We start from the raw sequence: 23,319 nt of genomic DNA on the forward strand, positions 1-23,319 counted from the left end.
AAAATTATGAGGTAGTTTTTCTATAGAGTGGGAAAAAATCAACCTCTTCACTGATTACATTTCCAGATTCTTCCACTAAACCGTTGTAGATATTAGGGTTTGCGATATATCTCCATGTTTGATAATCCAGAACGAAATCTGAAAAGCCCAATTTCCATTCATAGAGTGAATCTTCTTTAAATCCGAGTCCACCACCCAGGTGATAGTAATCTATCCCACGTTTTCTACCTATTAAACTTATTTCATGAAGTAAAAATTTAGCGGGTGAGAATTTTAAATACGCTGTTTTAGTAGAAATCAGATATCCTTGCATAATCTTATTGGCATACATGATTATGCTTCCACAAATCACCTCTCCTTCCGATTCAACAAGCATTAAATCAGCGTCTTTATTGTCGGTTAAAAGTTTTAGGAAATATGCTTCATTAAAATGATAAAATTCAGATGCCTTAATCCGATCCATATTTTGGTCGTAGAGCTTGGTAAAGGCCAGGATATCTGCTGTATTTTCTGCTCTTCTAACCTTGTATCCCATTCGCTGGCACCTGTTGATATCACTTTTAGTAGTTTTACGGTATTTTCTTCGCTGCTCTTCTAAACTCTGGGTTAAGTCAATCGATACTGTTTTACCGTTATCATGTAATCCACCGAATACCCTAATTAATCTTTCTTGCCTAAAAAATGGATGAAGCTTAGAAAATACCGATACATAATTGCCTTCCTTTAAAAAATTCAGAAATGCATCCCTGAAATTGAGCATAAAAGCCTCATCCAATTCATCAAAATAGTGATTGGAAATTGGGCCCGTGTAACCATAAACACAGTGGAGATCAAAATATTCTGTATTTTTTATAGATCTTTTTAGAAAGGGAAAGGCTATGTAACTATCTGCTTCAACATACACAAACAAAATGGGCTCTCCATGTGCGGCAAGTTCATGATATTTCCAGGTATGAAAGAAATCATACTCAACGGCATTATTAACATACCTATTCCAGTTTTCTTTTTGATCGAGCGTAACGCCGTAAGCACAACCAATAGTAGTTTTGTCGGTGAGCATAATCTTAAATGGTTTTGAGAGATGATTTGTTAAGCAAGCACAGGGTTCCTATAAAGCGGGAAGAAATCAACGTTCGAACCACTATCTATTGCCTTTTGTTGTAATAATGAATTATAGAGGTCGCTATTGGCAATGTATCTCCAGCTGTTAAATTCAAAGCATAGTTTGGAGAAACCCATTTTCCATCCAAACAAATTATCTTCTTTGAAATTAACACCGCCTCCAAGGTTAAAATATTTATAGCCAAGCGCTCTGCCAATAACTGTTATTTCGTCTGTTAAGAGTTTTGCGGGAGAATCGTTAAGGTATTTGGTTTTGGTAGCTAAAAGGTGAACCTGCATAATTTCGTTTGTACAAACCACCACAGCTCCCGAAATCGGCTCATTGTCTTTATAAACCAGGAATAGTTTAGAATCAAACTCGTCTGAAGTTAAAAGGTTAACAAAATAGTTCTCATTAAAAAAATAATAATCTTTTGCCCCTATACGATACATGTTCTCTGTATAGATTTCCGAAAAAATCCTGGCATCGGCAATATCGTCTGACACTTTAACCAGATAGTCTCTTTTCCGGAGGCGTCTTATCTTTTCTTTTACACTTTTACGGTAAACAGCTCGCTGCTCTTCTATAGATGTTGTTAAATCAATGGCAACTGTTTTTCCATTTGCATGTACACCAGAAAATTTTTCCATTAGTCTTTCCTGGTCAAAAAATGGATGTAAACGCGAAAAGACAGTTACATTTTGCCCTGTTGAAAGGTATTCTATGAACGAAGTTTTAAAACTCTCCATAAATTCATCTTCAAGCACCTTGAAATCAAGGTTTGAAATTGGCCCTGTATATCCGTACACTGAGGTGAAATCGAAAAAATCAGATCCTGGGATATTTCGTTTTAAAAGCGGGAAAGCGATAAAGTTTTCATTTTCTTCATAGACAAACAAAATCGGCTGGCCGGTTTTATCTAATGAATGATAATACCAGGTGTGGTAAAAATCATAGCGGAGCGCGCGTTTTACATAATTAGTCCATTGGGGTTTATCCTCAATTGTTATTATCTTTTTCATAGGGAGCTAAGAGTTGATAGATGAGATAAGATGAATTAAGATAGCTTTTGAAGTATCGCAGGATTAATCACCATTTTTAGAAATTCGGATTCTCTTGAAATGGTTTCGAAACCCACTTTTCTATAAATAGAATAAGCAGCAGCATTATCGGCATGTACTTCTAAAAAAACATGTTTTAAATTGAGATTATAAAAGGCATATTTCAATACCATAACCGATGCCTCGTAGCCTAAACCTTTACCCCAATACGCTTTATCGCCAATAAAAAGGTGAAACTCGGCACTATCAGCATCAATGTTAATTAACTGGATATTACCTATATATTTATTAGATTCTTTTAAACAGATCGCAAATCTTTTTTCATTAGCCAGGTTAATTTTATTGGAGAGCCACTGTCTTTCTATATCTGGTGTAATTGGATTTTTAAGCACAAACTTGGTGTATGTCCAAACCTCAGGGTCATTTCTCCATTGATAAGATACTTCCGCATCTTTCAATTCAAGAGGTCTTAAATATATCTGGCTCATAATAAAGTGTTTAAAATGTTAACCATGGTAGTCATATCATCAATATTATAACGATGATCTATTGGAAGGGCAATTAGATTATGGGTAAGAAAATATTCGAAACTGTCTTTCTCCACCCAATCGATTACATTTGGCCAATATGTGGCTACAAAAATCTTTTGAGCTATCAGCTTCTGCTTTATACCAGAAACCGGTAGCAATAAAGGATATACCATAGGCACAGCAGCAGATGCCCGGCTTAATTTGAGGAGATTTTTTGAAGCAAGATGCTCATGTAAAAAATCAAAGTTTTCCTGCCTGATTAAGGCGCATTGCCCGTAATTGATACCGGCAAGAATTTGAGTGGATAATGACGACATCTGCATGATGTCTCTGTTACACAAATCCTTGTTATTTTCAATGTAATCAGTATAGCCTTCTTCAATATTTAAATCGATACTCTTTAACAAATGTGAGAATCGGTTGAGGGAAAGATCTTGTTCTAATTTTACATCCAGTGTGTTGGATATACTCAAATAGGCACCATCAGGTACACCGAAAAACTTTCTGCAAGAGTAAAAGGTATCTATATGCTGTAGTGGCAGTTCAAAAAAAGCCTGTGCGTTATCTACAATTAAATTGGGAATGCTGCGCGCTAATTTATTTATTGTTTCGGTCTTTAATCCATAGTAGTTGGTATAAAGGAAACAACTTTTTTCAGCTATTTCAAAATCGATAATGGGATTTAAATCCTGATCAATTTTATAAAACTTACACGCCACGTTAAGTTTATATAAGGGCTCTAATAAAACATCACAGGTATAATAGGGTAAATAAATTAAACTATATTTTCTAACCCGAAGAATATATTCGAGTGCGTTTCTGCCTGTATTTAGTGGAAGAAGTTTTGAATGAAAAATCCTTCCCGGATTTAACTGGAGTTCGATATATCCTCCAATTGGTTTTAAGGGGAGCGTTTGAGTTTCCATAACTTTTGCTTTAACCTTGATCTGATTTATACATTCTATGTTCTCTAGGCTGGTAGTATTCTTGCAAACTCGCCGGAACCCTGGCATTATAGCCAATTATCTGTCGGAGATCGCTATCTAAAGTTTCACCATATTCGTATCCTAAAAACCGCGGATAATCAAATTGTTGTTTAATATATGGCTTGGTAAAACCAAGTGTTAAGGCTCTTCTCTGCTTTCGGGTAAAATTAATACCGCCTGCATGCCATAAATTGGAATCAAATAAAATGATACTTCCCTTTTTGGCTACAGCTTGTTTGGAAAAGGCTTTAAAATGTTTTTCATCCGGTCTGATATCCAGTTTATGAGATCCGGACAGGAAGTGCGTTGCCCCGTTAAAAATGGTAAAATCGTCTAAAACGACTATCATCTGGATCATATACCTGTTTTCACCTGAAAAGGTCCTTACATCTCTATGGATATTTTGGATATAAGATTTGCTTTTCCTGGAATTGATTACCCCATTAATACCATTCAGGATATAATTCCCGCCTAAGAAATCCCGGATTTCCCGATGACAGCAAAGCTTTCGCAAAAGCTCCATTGCAAAATTGTCCTTTTCTAAAAGATGGTGAAGCGTACCTTCCATATTTTCCTCTATGCCGTTCATTTTCTGAATCTCGCGTCGAAGTAAATAAGAAGCCTCAAAGCCGGCAATAATATCTGATATTAATTTCTGGTTGATTGCTTTCTCGTATACTACCCATCCGTATTCGTCAATAGCGTGACGAAAGTCAGCCAGGGTGGCTTGCTTGTAAATAAATGTATTGTTCACAACAGTAAGGTTAGGTTATTTGGTTAGTTGATTCTGGTGAGCTAAAAGTGGGTTAGTCTTTCAACTTCATGATTTTGAATAATTCTGAATTAACCAGATTAACATCAAATTTCTCTTTCGCAAATGTTCTCCCGCGGTTTCCGTAATTAACGATATCATCACTATGTTCAATGAAATAAGTCATTTTACTGGCTAGCGCTGATGCATTTTTGATCGGAATTAGAAATCCATTGGCATTTTCAGGCTCCGGGTTTATGGTTTCTCTGCAACCTACAGAATCGCTGGTAATTACTGGTCTTCCCATGGCCATTCCCTCTAAAACGCATCTAGGAACACCTTCACCATAATAAGAAGGCAAAACCATAACGGAAGATTGTTCTATATCAGGTCTTACATCATCTACCTGCCCAATGTATTTTATGGTTTCTCCTGAAGCAATTTCCTGATAAAGTTGAGGGCTAATACTATCGATATTATCATCGTAAGCACCTATGAGCTTGAAAACGGTTTTTGGGAAACGCTGTTTAATCACTTTGGCAGCATCGTAGTACTCTTTAATTCCTTTGGCATTTATCAGTCTTGAAACCATCAGAAAAGTAATAGGCGTAACACTGGGTTTAGAATATTGATAATGACTTAAATCTACACCTGAACCGTTAACTACATAAACCTGATGTTTTTTATTCAATATTTTCAGGTCTAAAAGACGTTGAGAATCGTCCTTATTTTGGAAAATGATATTTAATCTGGGATTGGGTTGTAAGCTATACTTTAACAAAAAGCGGGTAATCTTAACTACCCATTTATTACTATTCGGATTATCAGTAAAATTATAGCCCAAACCAGTAAGCATTGGGGCAATTAGGTTTACATTGCAAAGTTTAGCCAAAAAGGAACCGTAAATAACAGGTTTAAATGTGTAAGGGAAGAATATATCTGGCTTTATTTTTCTAAGTAATTTGTATAAAGAATATATAAACTGGAGGTCAGACATTATTGAAACATTACTTCCATTCAGCTTGCTCTCATAGGTAATTACTTTTAATTCCTGCAACCTTTTGCGTACAGATTCTTGTTCTATTTTGGGTGTAAAAACATACACCTGATTATCAATCTGCATTTTCTCAATGAGCTTTCCCCTAAAATCAAGTAGTGATCTGGAAGAATCGCAAACGATAAAAATCTTTTTGCCTGTAATGTTCATCATGTCAATTTTTTTTTATTCAAATTACAAAGCCACCTATCCAGGTGGCTTTTGTAATAAAAATATGAAGATTTTGGTTTATCTATTTCGGACCAGCACCGTTCATTACAATTGAAGGAACGCTAGCTGCATCATTTAAATATGCTTTATAATCGTACTCTGGTACCCAGGTTGATACCGCTGTTGTCATGGTGTTTGCACCACATTTGTCGTAAATATTGGTATTAATACCGCTAAAGTATCCTTCAGGATCTGTAGCAACTTTGGTTGATAATGGTTTTACACAGTTTGAAAAATATTCATTATCTGTTCTTACTATACCACCAGCTCTGGCACCAATTGAATACCCTGTGTTGTTTAAGTGATAATTGTTAAACATGTGTACACGACCCCAGTTCATTGAAGGCTCTCTTTCTGTAACATTATACCAGAAATTATGGTGCATGGTTACATGAAGTTTACCTGCATCAGATTCGTGGCCGGCAATACCACCACTGATTAACACTGATAAGTTTGTATCATGGAATTTACTCCAGGAAACCGTTACAAAATCAGATTCTCTGGTAATGGTAATATCTTTACCCCAATACTCCCATCCATGTGATCTGTCTGTCGCGAAATCGCAATGATCAATCCAAATATGGTGAGCAGCCTCTTTAATTTGTATTGCGGCATAGTTAACATAGTTTTTGAAAGTAATGTTCTGAACGATGATGTTACTTACTGTGTACATAAACAAGTTAACACCTTCAATTACTGCACCCGATTTACCAATGATTGATTTATTTGATTTTACATATATCGGATCTTCGCCTGCACCTTTAATTGTACCGGTTACATAAATAATACGTTTAACATTATCCCCCAGCGCTGATTTTAAAGCAGCTAAAGTGCTAACTGTAGTTTCTGTCCCACCTTGACCACCTGTGGTTGAACCGTTAACCATAGCATATCCCATAATGCCATTTGTTATTTCGGTATTGCCTGATGCTGGTGGCGCAATTGTTGCCGGTGGTGTTATTGCTGCAGTTCCACCCATTACATAGGTATAGGTTCTGCCGTTTGTTCTTGGATCGCTATTATCTGATGTTGAGAAAATTAATGTAGTGCCCCAATGGCTAAATCTTCCCTTACCTACTGTTCTGATCTCATCATGAGCAGTATGAGCCGGACCTAATTCTACACCGTTCTCAAATAATCTTAAAATTGACTGACTTGGTGCAGTCGAATTATCTCCTCCGGAGATGGTTGCCGAGATTTTAAAAGCATACCCGCTTTCTAACCTGAATCCACTTGCACTTAATTTACCTGTACTTCCACTGGTAGCGGCTAAAACTTGACCTGAATCACTTGAAAAATATTGAGTAGTATCAACCAAAGATGTATCTTCTCCATTCACACTTTTTTTACAATTACTGAAAAAGAAAATGGTTGTAAATAATAACCCAATTAAACTCACTTTTTTAAACAATTTTGTTCTTCTCTGCATTTTTGATTTTTTTTAAATTTACAACTTAACGCTATATGCGATAAATGAGTATATCTAAAAAAATGCAGCTAAAGCACTGATTATTAATTCATATCAATATTAAACACAATTACTAACACTGAAACCCAGTTATTTAAAGAAAGCTAAATTAATGATTAAGAACACAATAATGTAGAACAATTTATACACCAACTTTACATTCACATGACAAACTAAATCACCACTTCGGGTGTTTTTGTAACATTTTGTGAATGAGGTGTATAAAAATCTGTAAACCACTTCACAAAATTCTTCACACCTGTTTGAACAGATACTGAAGGTTGATAATTCAATAAATTTTTCAAATCATCTACATCTGCGGCAGTTTCTGCAACATCCCCATCTTGCATAGGCAAGAAGATTTTCTGAGCTGAAATACCTGTTTCTTTTTCAATTTCCTCTACAAAATCCAGCAATCTTACAGGCTCTCCTCTTCCAATATTAAATACAGCATAAGGCGCTTTAGATGTTGCAGGATCAGGATTTAAGCTATTCCAATCCGGATTGCTTTGAGCAGGCTGATCAAATACCCGCACTATTCCTTCCACAATATCATCAATATACGTAAAATCCCGCCTCATTTCACCATTGTTGAATACTTCAATGGGCTTACCTTCTAAAATGGCTTTGGTAAATAAGAAAAGTGCCATATCCGGACGGCCCCATGGACCATAAACGGTAAAAAACCTTAAAGCCGTAGTTGGCAAATTAAATAAATGACTGTAAGAATGGGCCATCAACTCATTACTTTTCTTAGATGCAGCATAAAGAGACACGGGATGATCAACATTATTATGGGTAGAAAACGGCATGTTTTTATTTAAACCGTAAACACTAGATGAGCTTGCGTAAAGTAAGTGCCCGATTTTAAAGTGTCTGCTACATTCAAGAACATTCAAAAATCCTTTAATATTGGCTTCAATGTAGGCATCCGGGTTGGTTAAGCTGTACCTTACCCCTGCCTGCGCTGCTAAATTGCAAACCGCATCAAATTGATTGTCCTTAAAACATTTTTCGAGTGTTGTTTTATCGCAAATGTCTAATTTAATAAAAGTATAGTTATCATATACCTTACTTTGCACAGGCACGCCATAGGCGATTTCCGATTGCGGAATACCCGTATGTGCCAAACGGGCATACTTTAAATTAACATCATAATAATCGTTGATGTTATCTATGCCAACAACTGTATCACCTCTTTGCAATAAACGTTGTGCTAAATGGAAGCCAATAAAACCAGCTGTACCGGTAATTAAAATTTTCATAGAATTTTGGTTTTGAGAAACAGTTAAGTAATAGCCTGGGATGAGGCAATTGATTATCAGGGCCATGCGTCACATGACCTATTGGTTAATATTATGTCGGTTAATTTATTAGTTAAGATTGTTTAGGGCATTCAGAATAGCATGCGCAAAAATTTCAGGTTTTCGTTGTGCCAGGTAATCAAGCACTACGTCTTCTTCATTTAGTCTGTTTTTTTGTAGCGCCTCACGCATGGCATTGCTCAGGGCATCTACATTATTAACTTCGATCTTACTGATACCAGGAATATCCTCAATTCCTCCTGCACATAGGGTAGATACTACAGAAGCGTTTACCGCCATCATCTCCAGGAGTACATTAGGAAAGCCTTCTTTTAGAGAGGATACCACGCATACCTTAGCATGTTTAAAGTATGGGGCAGGATTATTAACCTGACCTTTCAAAATTACATCATCAATTAGTCCGTTTGTCTCAATGAGCTGGGTTAAACTTGCTCTTTCTTTACCTTCCCCTAAGAGCAGAAGTTTGAGGTTAGGGTATTCAGTTTTAATATTTTTAAAGGCTTCAATGAGAACTGGAAAGCCTTTTTCGGGTATCAGCCTACCTGCCGAACATATAAAATCCAGTTTTGCATCTCCATTAATTAATGGTTTTTCTGCGCCTGCCTTTATTTTAACAAAATCAATCGGATTGGGCTGTACCAGTACTTTTGAAGCAGGGATAAAGTGATTATGATTTAAAAGTTGTTGCTTCATCATCTCAGTTTGACAAACCAATAAATCAATAGCTGGATAGCCAAGGCGATATAGTACCTGATATACTTTCTTTTTCAGACCTGTAAACCTGGTAAAAACAGAAGTACATTCTCTTGCAATCAGTTTGGTTTTTAAATACCCTATTCTTTTTAATAATCCCAGAAGTGCATTTAAGTAGGGATGTGTACTGATAATCAAGTCTGCAGAAGTTAAGCTCCTTAATCTAGGAACCATTTGCATAAAGCCTCTTGCAATGCTTATTTCCGACAGATAATGTGCATGAATACGGTCTGGAATTATTAAGTTGGAGGATTGATTTCGTTTTAAAAACCAAATCTCCTTTCCTACTTCTTTAGCCATGGTAAGCAGCACATTCTCAGCTCCATTGGGCGCATCGGTTAAAGAAATAAACAGTATCTTTTTATCCGGTCCCATTTTCTCTTTTTTTAAGTGTTTTGTTTAATTTTTCTTATCAGTTTCTTAAAGGGCATAAATGGACTTATTATCTTCCTTTTGCCGTCTACAACAATCATTGTTTCAGTGAAACTGATGTTGTGAAGTCCCTCACTATATTTTTTATGAGGCATTATTTCAAATAAAGGACTAGCATGAAAACTCGATTCATTAAGTAGTTCTATCTTATTAATAATGATCGAACCACCATATTTATGCGTAGGATTCTGTGTTGCCCGGTAAAGTTCAGATTGGAACATGAAAAGCTTTCCCGCAGCCCTGCAATGCTCTTTTTTTACTCTTATTGGATTGAGCTGATGTCCTTTATAGTCGCCATCTAAAGTATCGGAATGATAAACATACAAATGGGTATTCTCTCCTGGTACGCTGGTAAACAACCAGTACTTGTTTTGAAAAAAAACAATTGAACTATCTACAAAGGCTTTTCCTTTGAGAAGGACTTTTTTTTTGACCAGCTTTTCAGGGTTATCTACATCTACCTTATACAATGCAACCTCCATCGCTTCAGATGTTTCAGGAATACAATATAAACCATGTACGGTATTAATCATGTAGGGATAAGAAAGATGAATAGCTTCGGGTATAACCCCGGTAACCTTTTTTTTGTTACCGAAAGACAAATCATCGACCATCATGAGTTCACCTTTTCCTTTCCAAAAGTTTAACTCTTCATAATAAACCCTGGTTTTACCGGCTACATCAACAACAAATGGATCCGCAGCATAATCAACTGTATCTTCTTTAAACCATTTGATGTCTGCATTCAATTGCTTGTGTGCAATCAGGCTTTCAACAGATTGATAAACATACCCGATATTCCATTTGTCTGCAGTAAACAACTTATTAAATACTTTTGATATAAAGTGCTGCATAACAAATGATTTTAAGCAACCAGTGAAACTTTTTGTTCAGATTTTTTATTCTTAATTAACCACTGAGATAACACCAGTAGCTTCCAGATTTGAGGATACCTGTTCCATTTACCAGTCATGTGTTCCTGGATAATTTCCTGGGTACGTTTTACATGAATGCCCGGAATATTTTTAAGATTCTGTTCAGATAAGTTATCCATCACATATTCTTTAAGTTCATTCCTGAACCAATTTTGGAAAGGCATGGTAAAACCTGCTTTTGGCCGATCAAAAATTTGTGCCGGAACACGTTCAAATAAGATGTCCTTTAATATTCGCTTTTGGTTACCGCTATTGTATTTAAAATTGGTTGGCAAACTTCTTGAGAATTCTATCACCCGGTAATCCATTAGTGGGGACCTTGATTCCAGCGAAAATGCCATTGATGCACTGTCGACTTTGGTATTGATATCGCCATTCAGATAGGTCTTGATATCAAAATCTGAAATCCTTTCTAATAATGGTTTAGATGGGTTGGTTAAAATATGCATCAAAGGATTGTATTTTGCCAGGTCTGGTTGTTTAACCCATGAATTTTCCATGTTACCAAACATTTTTACATAAAGCTTTTCTACATCTTCCATAGCAATTCCCATGGCAATGAGCTTATGTTTATATTTTGGCGACTGATTAATTATTCCGCCTAATGCCTTTCGTATGGAATGAGGGGCATAGAAGACACTATTAACCTGTTTAATCCATTTATAACGATGGTAACCTAAAAATGCTTCATCGCCTGCATCACCACTAAGGGCAACAGTTACATGCTTACGGGTATGTTTGGCCAGCAACATGGTTGGTATAGCACTCGAATCGGCAAAAGGTTCATCATAATATTGATTAAAATTCTCGATGAGCTGAATGCCATCATCATAATTACATTCTATAGTGTGGTGATCAGTACCTAAATGCTGTGCCACTTGTTTAGCGTAAGCACTTTCATCAAAGCCCTTTTCATTAAATTTAATAGAAAAGGTTTTTACATGGTCTATTTCCCGGGTGGCCATTGAAGCAATGAGTGAGGAATCTATTCCGCCTGAAAGAAAAACACCCAGCGGCACATCAGCATTCATCCTGATTTTAACAGCGTCTGCTAAAATGAGCTCTAAAGCTTCTTTAGCTTCCCCGTAACTACCCGAAAACCTGTTCTTCCATCCATAATCAAGCGACCAATATTCGGTCGTTTTCATTTTACTACTGCCTATCTGATACTTAAAATAATGCGCGGCGGGCAATTGTCTTACTTCTGCAAAAATAGATTGCGGTTCAGGAACATAGCCCCAGATTAAGTATTGATTGATTGCTTTCTCATCTACGCTGAGATTCCTGTGGATACTGATTTGCGAGGGTTGGCTTGCAAACTCAAAATCCCCATGATCATGTGCATAATAGAAAGGTTTTTTACCAAACCTATCGCGGGCACCAAAAAGTTCATTCTTTAAAGTGTCATAAATTACAAAGGCAAACATTCCGTTGAAACGGGATAAACAATCGGCACCATAAGCTAAATATGCGGCACAAATAACCTCTGTATCGGAACTTGTTCTAAACTGATAGTTTTTAGCTTCCAGATCTTTTCTGATGTCTTTGTAATTATAGATTTCGCCATTGAATACGATATGCAAATGAAGATAAGAAAATGGCTGATTAGAGCGGGAATCTAAATCTATGATTGCTAACCTGTTGTGAGCAAAAACAACTTTATCATACCGTTGTATACCCGTGTAATCCGGGCCTCTAAAACTGATTCTGGCCATTTTTTCACGAATGGTTTCATCATTATAAACTATCGTTGATCCATATATGCCACACATAACTTTATTTTTTTAAGATTGTTAATTGATTAATGATTCGTATTGTATACTGATTTTTTCGAGTGAGCATTTTTGGTAGACGTTTTGCCTGATATCCATTGCATTCCAGTTATTTTGGTTGCAGGCCTGGACCACTTTATCTCTAAAACCAAGCAAATCGCCTTGCTGAATAACATAACCGTTGAAACCATCGATAATTAAACCCGGGATACCACTCACTTTAAAGGTTACCACCGGCAAACCTACAGTCAAAGCTTCTAAAACAACATTTGGAAAGCCTTCTGTATGCGAACTCAGCACCATTAAATCGTGCTGAACCATTACTTCGTGGATATTCCTGATCTCACCTAAAAATTGAATCCTTGATTCAAGGTTCATATCTTTAACCTGCTGCTTAATCCTTTCCTTTAAAACCCCTGTCCCAACAAAACTCAAATGGTAGTTATCCGGTAGCATGGCCATGATGTTCACGAGGCGGTCCAGACCTTTTTCTAAAGCAAACCTGGCAACAACCAGAAGTTTAAACTTTTTAGAAGGTTTTTCGGGGATCCTCAGGTTTGAGGTTCGCAGCACCGGATTCGCAATTACCGTGATCAGTTTTGGTGATACACCATAAGTTTTCATCAACGATTGCTTCATTTCCTCAGATTGACATACAATAAGTTTGTAGCCTTTGTAACTAGCTCTGGTGAAAAGCTCGTAAAATTTAGATTTGAAGCCTTCATACAGGCGTTGTTCATGCGGAATATTGGATGCTCTTGCGATTAAATAAGGAACTTTCAAAAACCTTCCAACCATTGAAACCAGAATGTTAATATGGTCGGTAGTTGAAAATACAGCGTAAGGTTCTTCCCTTTTTAATACCGAATAAAGTGCAAAAAAGGATTTAGATGCTTTTTTTGTCCCTAAATCGATGAACCTTACCCCTTCTAAATCCATCGAAAAACAGTTCACAGAAGAATCGAGGATAACGATGGTAATATCAAAAAGCGTTTTATTAAAACCCTGAGCTAAATTCCAGAATACCCTTTCCGAACCTCCGGAAGTTAAAGAACTCAAAATAAAAAAAACCTTTTTCTTTTGAACTTCTTCCTGATAAGCAGTTTGTTGTAGTGCGTACATAATCAGTTGATCACTATTCTATTGATGGTTAACCAGATAATCTTAAAATCGGTGAGTATATTATTGTGTTTAATATACCTGAGGTTCTGTTGAATCTTGGCCGGAATAATCCGTTCGATGTAGTAGCTTTCGGGGTCTTCAGCGTGTTTCAGAAGTTCATTTTCATTGCAAAATTCTACTGAAGCCCAATCTGTTATTCCTGGTTTTACAGAAAGTACATAACGTTGTTCATCATTATAGAGGTTAACATATTTCCTTACCTCTGGTCTCGGACCAACCAGGCTCATATGGCCTTTTAGTACATTTAACAGCTGTGGAAGCTCATCTAACTTATACTTTCTTAACCAATAACCTATTCGTGTTATCCTGTTATCACGGTTACCAATAGTAAGCAAACTGCCCTCATTTTGCTGAACAAACATGGTTCGAAACTTAATGAGGTGAAAATCCTTCATATTTCTGCCCACCCTGATTTGTTTAAAGAATATAGGTCCTTTTGAATCTAGCCTGATTAAAAGTGCCACTAAAATCAATAACGGGCTAAAAATGATAAGTGCTATGCCTGCAATGAGTACATCGAACACTCTTTTATATTTCCTTTTCATGATGCAACTGCCATTTGTTTTATTGGTTCTACATACTGATCATCAGTTAATTTAATTACACCGTTTAACTGGATTTGGATTACACTGATTACCGAAGTGATAATAAATTCTATTTCACTTGCGCTGAGTTGAGGATAGATTGGAAGTGAAATTTCGTTCGCATAATTTTGATATGCTACGGGGTAGTCTTCAATTTTATATCCCAGTGTTTTGAAATAGGTAAGCATAGGCATTGGAATAAAATGCACATTTGCCGCTACGCCCAAGGCCGCCAGATCATCAATTATGGTATCTCTCTGTTCTTCAGTTAATCCTTTAACCCTTAAAGGAAAGAGGTGGTAGCATGACTCGCGTTGTATGCTGATTAGTGGCGGTGCAACAAACCAGCTTTGATTTTCGAATCCTTCGCAATATTTCAGTGCGATTTGTTTTCTGCTTGGCAACAAACTGGCATTATATTGCCTGATTTGAGCCAAACCTATTGCGGCACAAATGTCCGGCATATTGATTTTCAAGCCCTGAAAGAGAATATCATAACGCCAGCCCCCTCCTTTCGATTTTGCCAATGCATCCTTATTCTGACCATTAAGGGTATACATTTTCAAATAACTGTATTCATCTGCTGCATTAAACTGTGGCGGGAGATTTAAACAGATAGCCCCACCTTCTGCGGTTGTGATATTTTTTACGGCATGGAAAGAAAAAATTGTTACATCGCATTTCTTAGCTGCAGGTTCACCACAGTATGTACTTCCAATGCTATGTGCAGCATCAGAAATTAAAAGTATCCTGTTCAGTAATATTTGTTTTTCAGATTCGGCCTGAAACTGGTTGCGAACCTCAATATCGTTAACGACCCTATACAAAGAGTTGTAATCGCAAGGCCAGCCAGCAATATCTACGGCAATAATCGCCTTTGTTTTGGCTGTAATGGCCTTTTTAACCTGCTCCGGATCAATGTTAAAATCATCTAACACATCAACCATAACAGGTGTTGCACCACAATGCAGCACGCTCAATGCTGTAGCGCAATAAGTATATGCAGGTACAATAACTTCATCGCCGGGCTTTATTCCAAACCACTTTAGCATTAATATTGCACCCGATGTCCAGGAATTTACACATATAACCGCATCGGTACTTGTTAAACTCTGTATTTCCTGTTCAAGCGCCTTAACCTTAGGCCCTGTAGTAATCCACTTGTTGTTTAGTGTTTCCATAACCTGATCAACAACCGATTGATCAATAAATGGCGGTGAGAATGGTATGTTCATAATGGTTTGATTTATTAAAGTTTGGTGTTGAGTAATAAAAAGATCGTTGTGTCCGATCTATTCGGTGATCACTACAAGCGCTTCTTCGTTCGCCCTGATTCTGGATAACTGGAGGATTGCGAAGTAGAGAAACAAAGTGGGTCCGCTTGTAGCCAGGAGCCATTCGTTATGAAAAAATGAATTAACTGATATGGCTATAAATGAACAACATAGGCAAATTAGCAGTGCATTCTTTTTCTCTTTAATATGGAGAAAAGCATTGAAGATAATCTTCCCTACTTTTTGATAAAGCAGCACTAAGAAGATAAATGAGAGTAATGGGCCTAAGTAGGTAATAAACATAAGATAGGCATTGTGCGAAGTGATAACGATAGGGCCTTTTTTATATACAAAATTATGCTGTACTACATCGTTCCAGGTTTTGCCATAAAAAACTAATCCAAAGGGATAATCAGCAATAATATCTAAGTTTTCACTCATCAAATCCCCCCTTTCTTCTTTTCCCCTTGCATTTTCTACGTTCTTATTGAGAATATTCTGCTGCTTTTTCCCTTCTGAAAATTGTTCGATTGAGCTTTGTGCAAGAAAGAATGTTCCACATATTAATCCGAATATTAAAATAGATTTTGCTTTATACAGGCAGAGAAAAAATAGTCCAAGTACCAATCCGAATGCCAGTAAAACTGAACGTTGCATTCCAAAAAAGATAAGGGCAATTGCGAATCCGAAAATGATCAGGCTAAAAAACCAGTTTTTTCTGAAGAGAATTGTACTTATTACTAAAAAAGGGGTTAGTGCAGCCATCTGGTAGCCGAAAGTAAAAATGGTAGTAGAAATGCCAGATGGTGCCTGAAGTACCTGTTCACCTACCAATAACGATCTTAAGCCAGCCATGTTAATCTTGTGATCAATAAACATGATAATACCTGAAACGATCAATACTCCGAAAAAGAATCCAATCAGAATTTTCATCCGCTTTAAATCCATTCCTACCACATAATTAAACAAGAGTGCGAAGCATGCGGCTACAATCATTAAGGCGAAGAAACCTGCAATATCTGCCTGGCCAATTACATAAAAGAAAAGACCTGCAAGAAAAAAAACGACCATTTCTTTACCGTATAAGAAGTCTTTTTCGTCTGTTCTGAAAAAATAGAGCAAAGGAGCAAGAAAAACTACAGGTGCGGGAATTCTGAAAATACCCGTCATAAAAATATTGAACGTTGTTACATAAATAAATAGAAACAACAGCCCCAGAAGCATTACCTTTTTCATGATAGGATTAGATTTTCCCAATTCGTAGATATATTTTCCATTGAATTGGTTTTACTGATTAATTTTCCGTTGGTAGAGAAAGTAGTCTGGAGTGTTTCATTACTGAGCAACTCATTCATGGCATGCGTTAATGCATCTACATCCTCACATTTAATTAAGAAACCATTTATTCCGTTATTGATGATTTCTGAAGGGCCAAACTCACAATCCATTGCTATGGCCGGGCACCCTAAACTCATGGCTTCTACCAGGGCATTTGGATAACCTTCTACCCTCGAAGCCATCACAAACAATTTTGCCTGGCTATAGTAATCCTGAAGGTTTGATTTAAATCCGATCAATTTTACGCGATCAGTTAGCTTTAATGCCTCAATCTGTTGCGTTAATGCTGGTCTGCAGTCGCCCTCCCCTGATATGATTAAATCGATATTTTGGTTAGGTATACGACTGTAAGCCGCTATTATCAGGTCAAAACATTTATCAGGATCCAAACGTCCTACACTCAATATAAAAGGCTTATCATTAACTGCTGCTTTTGAGGGCTGATTAAAAATATTTACCGGATTGTAGATGGTTTTAAAATTGCTCAGGGTACGAAATCTTTTATTACGTTTAAAACCATCTTCCATTGCTTTTGCGGGTAAAACTACCGCCTTTGATTTGTTATAAACCTGAAATGAGATCCATTGCAACCAGGTACTGTACGTATTTAAGGTATAATCAGGCGAGGTTCTTTCCGATATTATATATTTGATATTCAATAATATACAAGCAATACCTGTCCATATATTAACCGATGTCATAAAAGAAATACAGCAAACTGGTTTCTCTTTCCTTAGTGTTGCAATGAGCCTATAAAAAGTAACTGCAGCAAATTTCAGTCTGGAAAACAAGTCTGATTTACCTCTCCGATCTACCAAAACTTTAAGTTTAATTTTTGGAGCAAGAACATATTTGGTGGGCGCCTGATTTAAACAAATCACTATAACATCAAAATCCTTTTCACTAAAGTGATTGGCCAGGTTACTCAAAACCCTTTCGGCCCCACCCCCCTCCAAGCTGCTAATTACAAAGCATAATTTAGTTGCCATTTCAGTTAGTTTACTATGGTTTTAATGGTGTTAATGCGTTACCTAAGGTTTTATGTTTTACTTCGAACAGGAAATATTTCTTAAAGTAGAAATAAAGCAGTTTAACTTTTTGAAAGGTGGTGTAAGTAAAGATTTTGGTAATGATATAAAAATCACTGAGTTGCATTTTCTTTAAAGGCACGTATGCCACCGGGCTCCATATTCCACCAGAATGTCTTCTGTAGCAGCTCATCACCTCTGGTAATACATATATTTTTTTGCCTGTTGCCCAGGTTGAATACAATTTCAAAAACTTATCGCAGGCATTGCATTTCAGAAACCAATCGTTTTTGTATAACTCTTTAATCTCTTCTACATTTCTATACACAATGGTAGCGGTACAGGTTTCTAATTGTTTGTTCATCAACAAATCGCTAAAACTGTAGGTTAACGGAACAGGATTAAAATCCATGTAAATCAACTCCGTTTCATCGTAATTAATTTCTTTGGTATAATGGCAACACATAACATACTGTGGATTTGCCTCCAGAAAATCAACTTGCTTCTGAAGTTTATAAGGATCAGTCCAAAAATCATCACCATCACAAGTTGCTACGTACTTGCCTTTGGTTTCTAATGCTACCCGAATTACATTCTGGGTAGCACCAATATTTTTAGGTGCCTTTAACCGCTTTATCCTTCCGGGATATCTGGCTACGTAACCATCAATAATTTCTGTTGTTCCGTCTGTAGAGCAATCATCCCCAATAATAATCTCGGTATTGAAATTGCATTTCTGCATTAAAAAACCATCGAGTGCTTTGCCAATAAATTTGCTGTGGTTATAGGTTATGCAAAAAATGCTAACCATAATATTGTCGTTAATTTGTTCCATTTTCAAAGCCTGAATTAGTGGCCGTTTACAACCATCCCGAGGGTAGTTCCGTTAACCAAGGTGCCGTAGTCTGCAAGTTTGACCACTTGTTTTTTACGATAATTTTGAGTTCTTAAAATGATTCTTACCACCAGGTCCTGATCTGCAGCTGTAAGGGTGTGGTACAGGGGTAAGCAAATAATGCGCTTTGCTATCGAATCGCAGATTGGCATATTTATTTTTTCAATATAAGGTAGTGCCGATAAGGATGGATAAAAATACCTTCTGCAGTAAACCTGAACCAATTCCAGCTGCTTCATCACATCGAGCATGATCTCTTCAGACTTAAAGATGATTGGAAAGTAAGCGTAGTTAAAATCGGTATCATCCTGCACCACCTGGAATTCTGCATCAGCCTTGGTTAATCTTTGCATATAGTGTACGGAAAGCTCCTTACGTTTACTTAAAATCTGATCGATATAATTTAAGTTACAGAGCCCCATTGCAGCATGAAACTCAGAGTTCTTAGCGTTTGTACCAATTTCAGAGAAGGTATCTACACCACTGTAGCCAAAATTGCGCATAAACGCCATTTTCTTTAGTACCTCAGGATTCTGAGTAAATACTGCCCCCCCCTCTATGGTATGAAATAATTTTGTAGCATGAAAACTCGTTGTACTTACATCGCCATAGGCGAAAATCGATTTCCCTTTGTACTTTGTGCCAAAGCAATGTGCGGCATCGTAAATTACCTTCAGATCATGTTTTTTAGCGATCCTGTCAATGGCCTCAATATCACATGGATTTCCAAAAACATGCGTTGCCATAATGGCTGATGTATTTGGTGTTATAGCCGCTTCAATTTTGTCAGGATCTATATTTAAAGTTTTCTGATCTATATCTACAAAAACAGGCTTGCAGCTCTGCCAAACAAGGCTGCTTGTGGTAGCAACAAAAGAAAATGGAGTAGTAATCACCTCTCCTTTTATCTCCAGTGCCTGAATAGCCAATTGCAGTGCTATGGTACCATTGGTAACAAATAACAAGTGCGGAAGATCCAGGTACTGCTGCAACTTCAACTCCAATTCGTTTACTAATGGACCGTTATTGGTTAGCCATTGTCTGGCCCAAATGCTACTAACATAGCTTTTGAATTCTGCCTGTTTAGGCAAAAATGGTTTGGTTACAGGGATCATTGTTTGAGAATTAATTGTTTAAAATCGATTATTGCAGTAAGGCGAATCAAACTGCTTATGCCGAGGTAAAATCCTCCATATATTACTCCAATGGATAAAATCTGGAGTATGTTGTTCATTGCGTAATGTGATAAGTACCAAATACTGAGGTAAAAACAGCCTAGACCCACCGTTGCAGAAAGAATGAGTATGGGTAAAATATCTGTAAGCTGCTCTTTTAACGGGTAATTGATGAGCTTACCGCTATAGCTTGAATTGATGTAGTAAGCAAATACGGTAAAGAATAACTGATAATATAAAAGCCCCATAATACCGAATGGGATTACTGCGAGTATTCCGATTACACTGAGCACTTTTTTAATGATTTCGAGCTTTAAGAACTGGCCACTCTTACCTTTAACTTTTAATATATTCAGGTTATAAGCATGTAGTGGATACAAAATCCCTGCGATGCATAAAATCTGGAAGTATGGGACAGCAGGTAACCATTTTTCTGTTAAAAGCATTAGAAAAAGTGGTTTAGCAATCACTGCCAGATAAATGAGTATCGGCGCATTCCAAAATAACACCTGCTGCATCAGCTTACGGTAAACCATTTTAAGTTTTACATCATCGTTAGAGATGCTGGAAAACATGGGGTACGTTACTTTGTTAATTGCTGTTGATATAATTCCTATTGGTAACTGGCTTAAGCTATCTGCTCTGGAGTAAAAACCCAACTGAGTAGCGGCATAAAAACGTCCGATGATTATGGTATATATATTCTGATAAAAGGTTTCTAATAAACCCGAAAGTGTCATCTTATAACCAAAGTGAAAATGTTTTTTAAAACTTTTCTTGCTAAAGATTAACCTGGGGCGCCAATCAGAATAATACCAGTGTAGTGCTGTAGAAATACTGGAGTTAACCAGATACATCCAAACCAGGCTCCAGGCACCATAACCATTTTTGGCCAGGTAAATACCTACACATCCCCCAAGAATAACAGCAGGAATCTGGATAACGGTTTGCAGCTTAAACTGCATTTCTTTGGTTAACAAGGTATTTTGAATACTGAAAAAAGCATTGATCAGAAATACCAAACCATAAACCTTTACAATATCATTTAGCTGGGGTTGTTTATAAAAGGATGCTATTAATGGTGCCGCAAAGAATAGTATCGCATATACAACTACGCTCCCGATGAGGTTAAAAAAAAAAATTGTCGAGTAGTCTTTTTGTCCGGTTAAGCGAGACCGGATTAATGAGGAGGTTAAACCACTATCTACTAACGAATTGCCAATTGCTATAAACACTGAAAGCATGGCAATTAAGCCGAATTCTGCAGGTGATAAAATCCTGGCCAGAATGATTGTAATGAAAAGGCTTATGAATTTTGAACTAAACTGTTGCCCGATTGACCATATTATGCCAGAACGGGCTTTGTGTTGCAAACTCATGGTGTTTATTATAAACGAACGGCTTCAAGCGATTGTGGTAAAAACGATTTGATGTCGTAAATGATTGATTCAGGTTTACAAAGCATATTGATATCTAAACTTTTAAACTCGTTGTGCGCAACCGCCAGTACCACTCCATCATATTTTCTTGTTTTAGAAGAGCCGTTTTCGCAGATCACGCCGTAGTTGTGTTCAGCCTGATCGGAATTTGCCCAAGGATCGTGAATGGTTACCTTAACTTTATATTCTTGTAACCGCCTAACAATATCGATCACTTTAGTGTTGCGAACATCAGGACAGTTTTCTTTAAATGTAAAGCCTAAAACCAGCACCTCTGCCCCTACAATATGAATATTTTTAGCGATCATTTTTTTAATAACCTGATCAGCCACATATTTACCCATACCATCGTTAACCCTTCTTCCGGCCAAAATAATTTCAGGATGATAACCAGCTTCCTGTGCTTTCTGAGCCAAATAATAAGGATCTACGCCAATGCAATGCCCGCCAACCAAACCTGGTCTGAAATTTAAAAAATTCCATTTGGTACCTGCAGCGTTTAGTACTTCTGAGGTATCAATTCCCAATTGGTTAAAAATCATGGCCAATTCATTTACAAAAGCAATGTTGATATCGCGCTGTGCGTTTTCTATAACTTTTGCTGCCTCGGCTACTTTAATAGAAGACGCTTTGTATGTGCCGGCTGTAATCACCGAGCGGTAAAGCGCATCTATTTTTTCAGCGGCTTCAGGTGTTGATCCCGAGGTGATTTTAAGGATATTAGCAACAGTATGCTGTTTATCCCCCGGATTAATCCTTTCAGGTGAGTAACCTGCAAAGAAATCTCTGTTGAAAACTAAACCTGACCCTTTTTCTAAAACAGGTACACATTCATCTTCTGTTACACCAGGATAAACCGTAGATTCATACACCACTACATCGCCTTTTTTTAGCACTTTGGCAATGGTAGCACTGGCTTTAATCAAGGGCGTTAAATCCGGACGGTTATTTTTATCTACCGGGGTAGGTACAGTTATAATGTATACTGAACATGAGCGAAGTTTTTCTAACTCATTGGTACAGTATAAACCTTTAAGTGTGGTACAATCGAAAGTAAGCACGTTTTTCAAATCGGCTTCGGCTATTTCTAAAGTACTGTCATAGCCCGCTTTAAGTTGATCTATTCGCTCCTGCTGAATATCAAATCCAAAAACTTTATGTTTTTTGGCGAACTCTACCGCAAGAGGAAGGCCAACATAACCTAAACCAATTACAGCCATTTTCAAATTTTCATCGTTACTAAACATATTGTTGTTGTTGATTAACGGTTAACATCAAATTATTTACGGGTACACGGGTTACTACGGCACAATCGAGATTATCGAAGGACATGAGTACATGTTTGCCCTGAATTTGGATAATATTACCCTCCTGATCGTGAAACAAGCCACTTTTGATCCTAACTTTATCTCCTTTAGACAGGTTTTCCAGGCTAACTACTTCCGCATCATGATATGAATCGGCAATGTATTTGAGTTTTTCTATTTCATTATCTCTAACCACAGCAGGTCTTCCTAAGTAGTAAATGAAATTGAGTACCCCCATTGTTGCCCTTACCTTATATTCTTCCCTTTCGTTAATTCTTACAAATACATAACCTGCAAAAAGCGGAAAGCTTACCATTTTCTTTCTGTCGGCCCATTGGCTTTCTACATTACGAACCGGGCAAAAAGATTCTATACCTTGTTCTTGTAACAGCTTATCCACTTTTTTTTCCCAACGAGGGCGAACGTAGATAACCAACCATTTTTTGGCAAAGGATGGTCTGAAGTTAATTTTAGATTCCATGTTTAGTTATAGAGTTTTTAGATTTCTTTACTTGGTACAGCTTCGCTATATCACTTACAGGAAGTAAGCAATAATGTGGCTGCTTGTTCTGGTTTTACCAGCGTTATGCGCGGGATACAGCTTCGCTATATCACTTACATGACGTTTTTTTTGTTTTTAATACTCTTGCTGAAATAGCAAACTATTTTTAAAGATTTGCCTGTTAATTGGTGAAATAGCTACTTGATACTTAGT

General features: G+C 37.0%; 21 protein-coding genes. All 21 read right to left on the reverse strand.

The genetic code is table 11. The annotated features are described in order from the left end of the window. Nucleotides 1-4 precede the first annotated feature (4 nt). The 21 genes from ACQY77_RS02785 to ACQY77_RS02885 all read right to left on the reverse strand — a co-directional run bounded on the left by ACQY77_RS02785 (nt 5) and on the right by ACQY77_RS02885 (nt 23,085). Complete coding sequence (locus ACQY77_RS02785; RefSeq protein ID WP_421939511.1) at nt 5-1,060, reverse strand: GNAT family N-acetyltransferase; 1,056 nt, start codon at nt 1,058-1,060, stop codon at nt 5-7. A gap of 29 nt (nt 1,061-1,089) precedes the next feature. Next, nucleotides 1,090-2,124, reverse strand: coding sequence for a GNAT family N-acetyltransferase (locus ACQY77_RS02790; RefSeq protein ID WP_421939510.1), 1,035 nt, complete (start codon nt 2,122-2,124; stop codon nt 1,090-1,092). 35 nt (nt 2,125-2,159) lie between these two features. Continuing rightward, the gene (locus tag ACQY77_RS02795) at nt 2,160-2,651 is read right to left on the reverse strand and encodes a GNAT family N-acetyltransferase (RefSeq protein WP_421939509.1); all 492 of its coding nucleotides are present in this window, start codon (nt 2,649-2,651) and stop codon (nt 2,160-2,162) included. After that, the gene (locus ACQY77_RS02800; RefSeq protein ID WP_421939508.1) at nt 2,648-3,619 is read right to left on the reverse strand and encodes a hypothetical protein; all 972 of its coding nucleotides are present in this window, start codon (nt 3,617-3,619) and stop codon (nt 2,648-2,650) included. Before ACQY77_RS02800 ends, ACQY77_RS02795 begins: the two co-directional genes overlap by 4 nt. A gap of 10 nt (nt 3,620-3,629) precedes the next feature. Next, the gene (locus ACQY77_RS02805; protein ID WP_421939507.1) at nt 3,630-4,433 is read right to left on the reverse strand and encodes a phytanoyl-CoA dioxygenase family protein; all 804 of its coding nucleotides are present in this window, start codon (nt 4,431-4,433) and stop codon (nt 3,630-3,632) included. Nucleotides 4,434-4,485: 52 nt separating this feature from the next. Continuing rightward, nucleotides 4,486-5,640 (reverse strand): glycosyltransferase family 4 protein, encoded by a 1,155-nt coding sequence (locus tag ACQY77_RS02810; protein ID WP_421939506.1) that lies wholly within the window; start codon nt 5,638-5,640, stop codon nt 4,486-4,488. 79 nt (nt 5,641-5,719) lie between these two features. Continuing rightward, nucleotides 5,720-7,126: a pectate lyase family protein gene (locus tag ACQY77_RS02815; RefSeq protein WP_421939505.1), complete on the reverse strand. Its 1,407-nt coding sequence runs from the start codon at nt 7,124-7,126 to the stop codon at nt 5,720-5,722. Between the two features lie 212 nt (nt 7,127-7,338). Continuing rightward, on the reverse strand, nt 7,339-8,430 hold the full coding sequence (locus tag ACQY77_RS02820) for an NAD-dependent epimerase (RefSeq protein ID WP_421939504.1): 1,092 nt from the start codon (nt 8,428-8,430) through the stop codon (nt 7,339-7,341). Nucleotides 8,431-8,538: 108 nt separating this feature from the next. Continuing rightward, nucleotides 8,539-9,618 (reverse strand): glycosyltransferase, encoded by a 1,080-nt coding sequence (locus tag ACQY77_RS02825; protein WP_421939503.1) that lies wholly within the window; start codon nt 9,616-9,618, stop codon nt 8,539-8,541. A gap of 11 nt (nt 9,619-9,629) precedes the next feature. Further along, complete coding sequence (locus ACQY77_RS02830; RefSeq protein ID WP_421939502.1) at nt 9,630-10,529, reverse strand: glucosamine inositolphosphorylceramide transferase family protein; 900 nt, start codon at nt 10,527-10,529, stop codon at nt 9,630-9,632. Between the two features lie 11 nt (nt 10,530-10,540). Beyond that, on the reverse strand, nt 10,541-12,382 hold the full coding sequence (gene asnB, locus ACQY77_RS02835) for an asparagine synthase (glutamine-hydrolyzing) (RefSeq protein WP_421939501.1): 1,842 nt from the start codon (nt 12,380-12,382) through the stop codon (nt 10,541-10,543). 21 nt (nt 12,383-12,403) lie between these two features. Continuing rightward, nucleotides 12,404-13,504: a glycosyltransferase gene (locus tag ACQY77_RS02840; RefSeq protein ID WP_421939500.1), complete on the reverse strand. Its 1,101-nt coding sequence runs from the start codon at nt 13,502-13,504 to the stop codon at nt 12,404-12,406. A 2-nt stretch (nt 13,505-13,506) separates the two neighbouring features. Beyond that, nucleotides 13,507-14,109 carry a sugar transferase gene (locus ACQY77_RS02845; RefSeq protein ID WP_421939499.1) on the reverse strand — a complete coding sequence of 201 codons (603 nt, stop codon included), beginning with the start codon at nt 14,107-14,109 and terminating at the stop codon, nt 13,507-13,509. Next, nucleotides 14,106-15,383, reverse strand: a complete 1,278-nt coding sequence (locus ACQY77_RS02850; protein ID WP_421939498.1) for a DegT/DnrJ/EryC1/StrS family aminotransferase — start codon at nt 15,381-15,383, stop codon at nt 14,106-14,108. The genes ACQY77_RS02845 and ACQY77_RS02850 overlap by 4 nt, the downstream gene beginning before the upstream one ends. Nucleotides 15,384-15,440: 57 nt before the next feature. Then, on the reverse strand, nt 15,441-16,658 hold the full coding sequence (locus ACQY77_RS02855) for a hypothetical protein (protein ID WP_421939497.1): 1,218 nt from the start codon (nt 16,656-16,658) through the stop codon (nt 15,441-15,443). Further along, nucleotides 16,655-17,749 (reverse strand): glycosyltransferase family 4 protein, encoded by a 1,095-nt coding sequence (locus ACQY77_RS02860; protein WP_421939496.1) that lies wholly within the window; start codon nt 17,747-17,749, stop codon nt 16,655-16,657. The genes ACQY77_RS02855 and ACQY77_RS02860 overlap by 4 nt, the downstream gene beginning before the upstream one ends. A 13-nt stretch (nt 17,750-17,762) precedes the next feature. Then, nucleotides 17,763-18,623: a glycosyltransferase gene (locus tag ACQY77_RS02865; protein ID WP_428430118.1), complete on the reverse strand. Its 861-nt coding sequence runs from the start codon at nt 18,621-18,623 to the stop codon at nt 17,763-17,765. Nucleotides 18,624-18,637: 14 nt separating this feature from the next. Beyond that, complete coding sequence (locus tag ACQY77_RS02870; RefSeq protein WP_421939494.1) at nt 18,638-19,798, reverse strand: DegT/DnrJ/EryC1/StrS family aminotransferase; 1,161 nt, start codon at nt 19,796-19,798, stop codon at nt 18,638-18,640. Beyond that, the gene (locus ACQY77_RS02875) at nt 19,795-21,237 is read right to left on the reverse strand and encodes a lipopolysaccharide biosynthesis protein (RefSeq protein WP_421939493.1); all 1,443 of its coding nucleotides are present in this window, start codon (nt 21,235-21,237) and stop codon (nt 19,795-19,797) included. The genes ACQY77_RS02870 and ACQY77_RS02875 overlap by 4 nt, the downstream gene beginning before the upstream one ends. Before the next feature lie 8 nt (nt 21,238-21,245). Further along, nucleotides 21,246-22,544: a nucleotide sugar dehydrogenase gene (locus ACQY77_RS02880; RefSeq protein ID WP_421939492.1), complete on the reverse strand. Its 1,299-nt coding sequence runs from the start codon at nt 22,542-22,544 to the stop codon at nt 21,246-21,248. Next, the gene (locus ACQY77_RS02885) at nt 22,537-23,085 is read right to left on the reverse strand and encodes a UpxY family transcription antiterminator (RefSeq protein ID WP_421939491.1); all 549 of its coding nucleotides are present in this window, start codon (nt 23,083-23,085) and stop codon (nt 22,537-22,539) included. The genes ACQY77_RS02880 and ACQY77_RS02885 overlap by 8 nt, the downstream gene beginning before the upstream one ends. Nucleotides 23,086-23,319: the final 234 nt, after the last annotated feature.

The sequence above is a fragment of the Pedobacter sp. genome, from assembly GCF_965279535.1.
GTDB lineage: Bacteria > Bacteroidota > Bacteroidia > Sphingobacteriales > Sphingobacteriaceae > Pedobacter.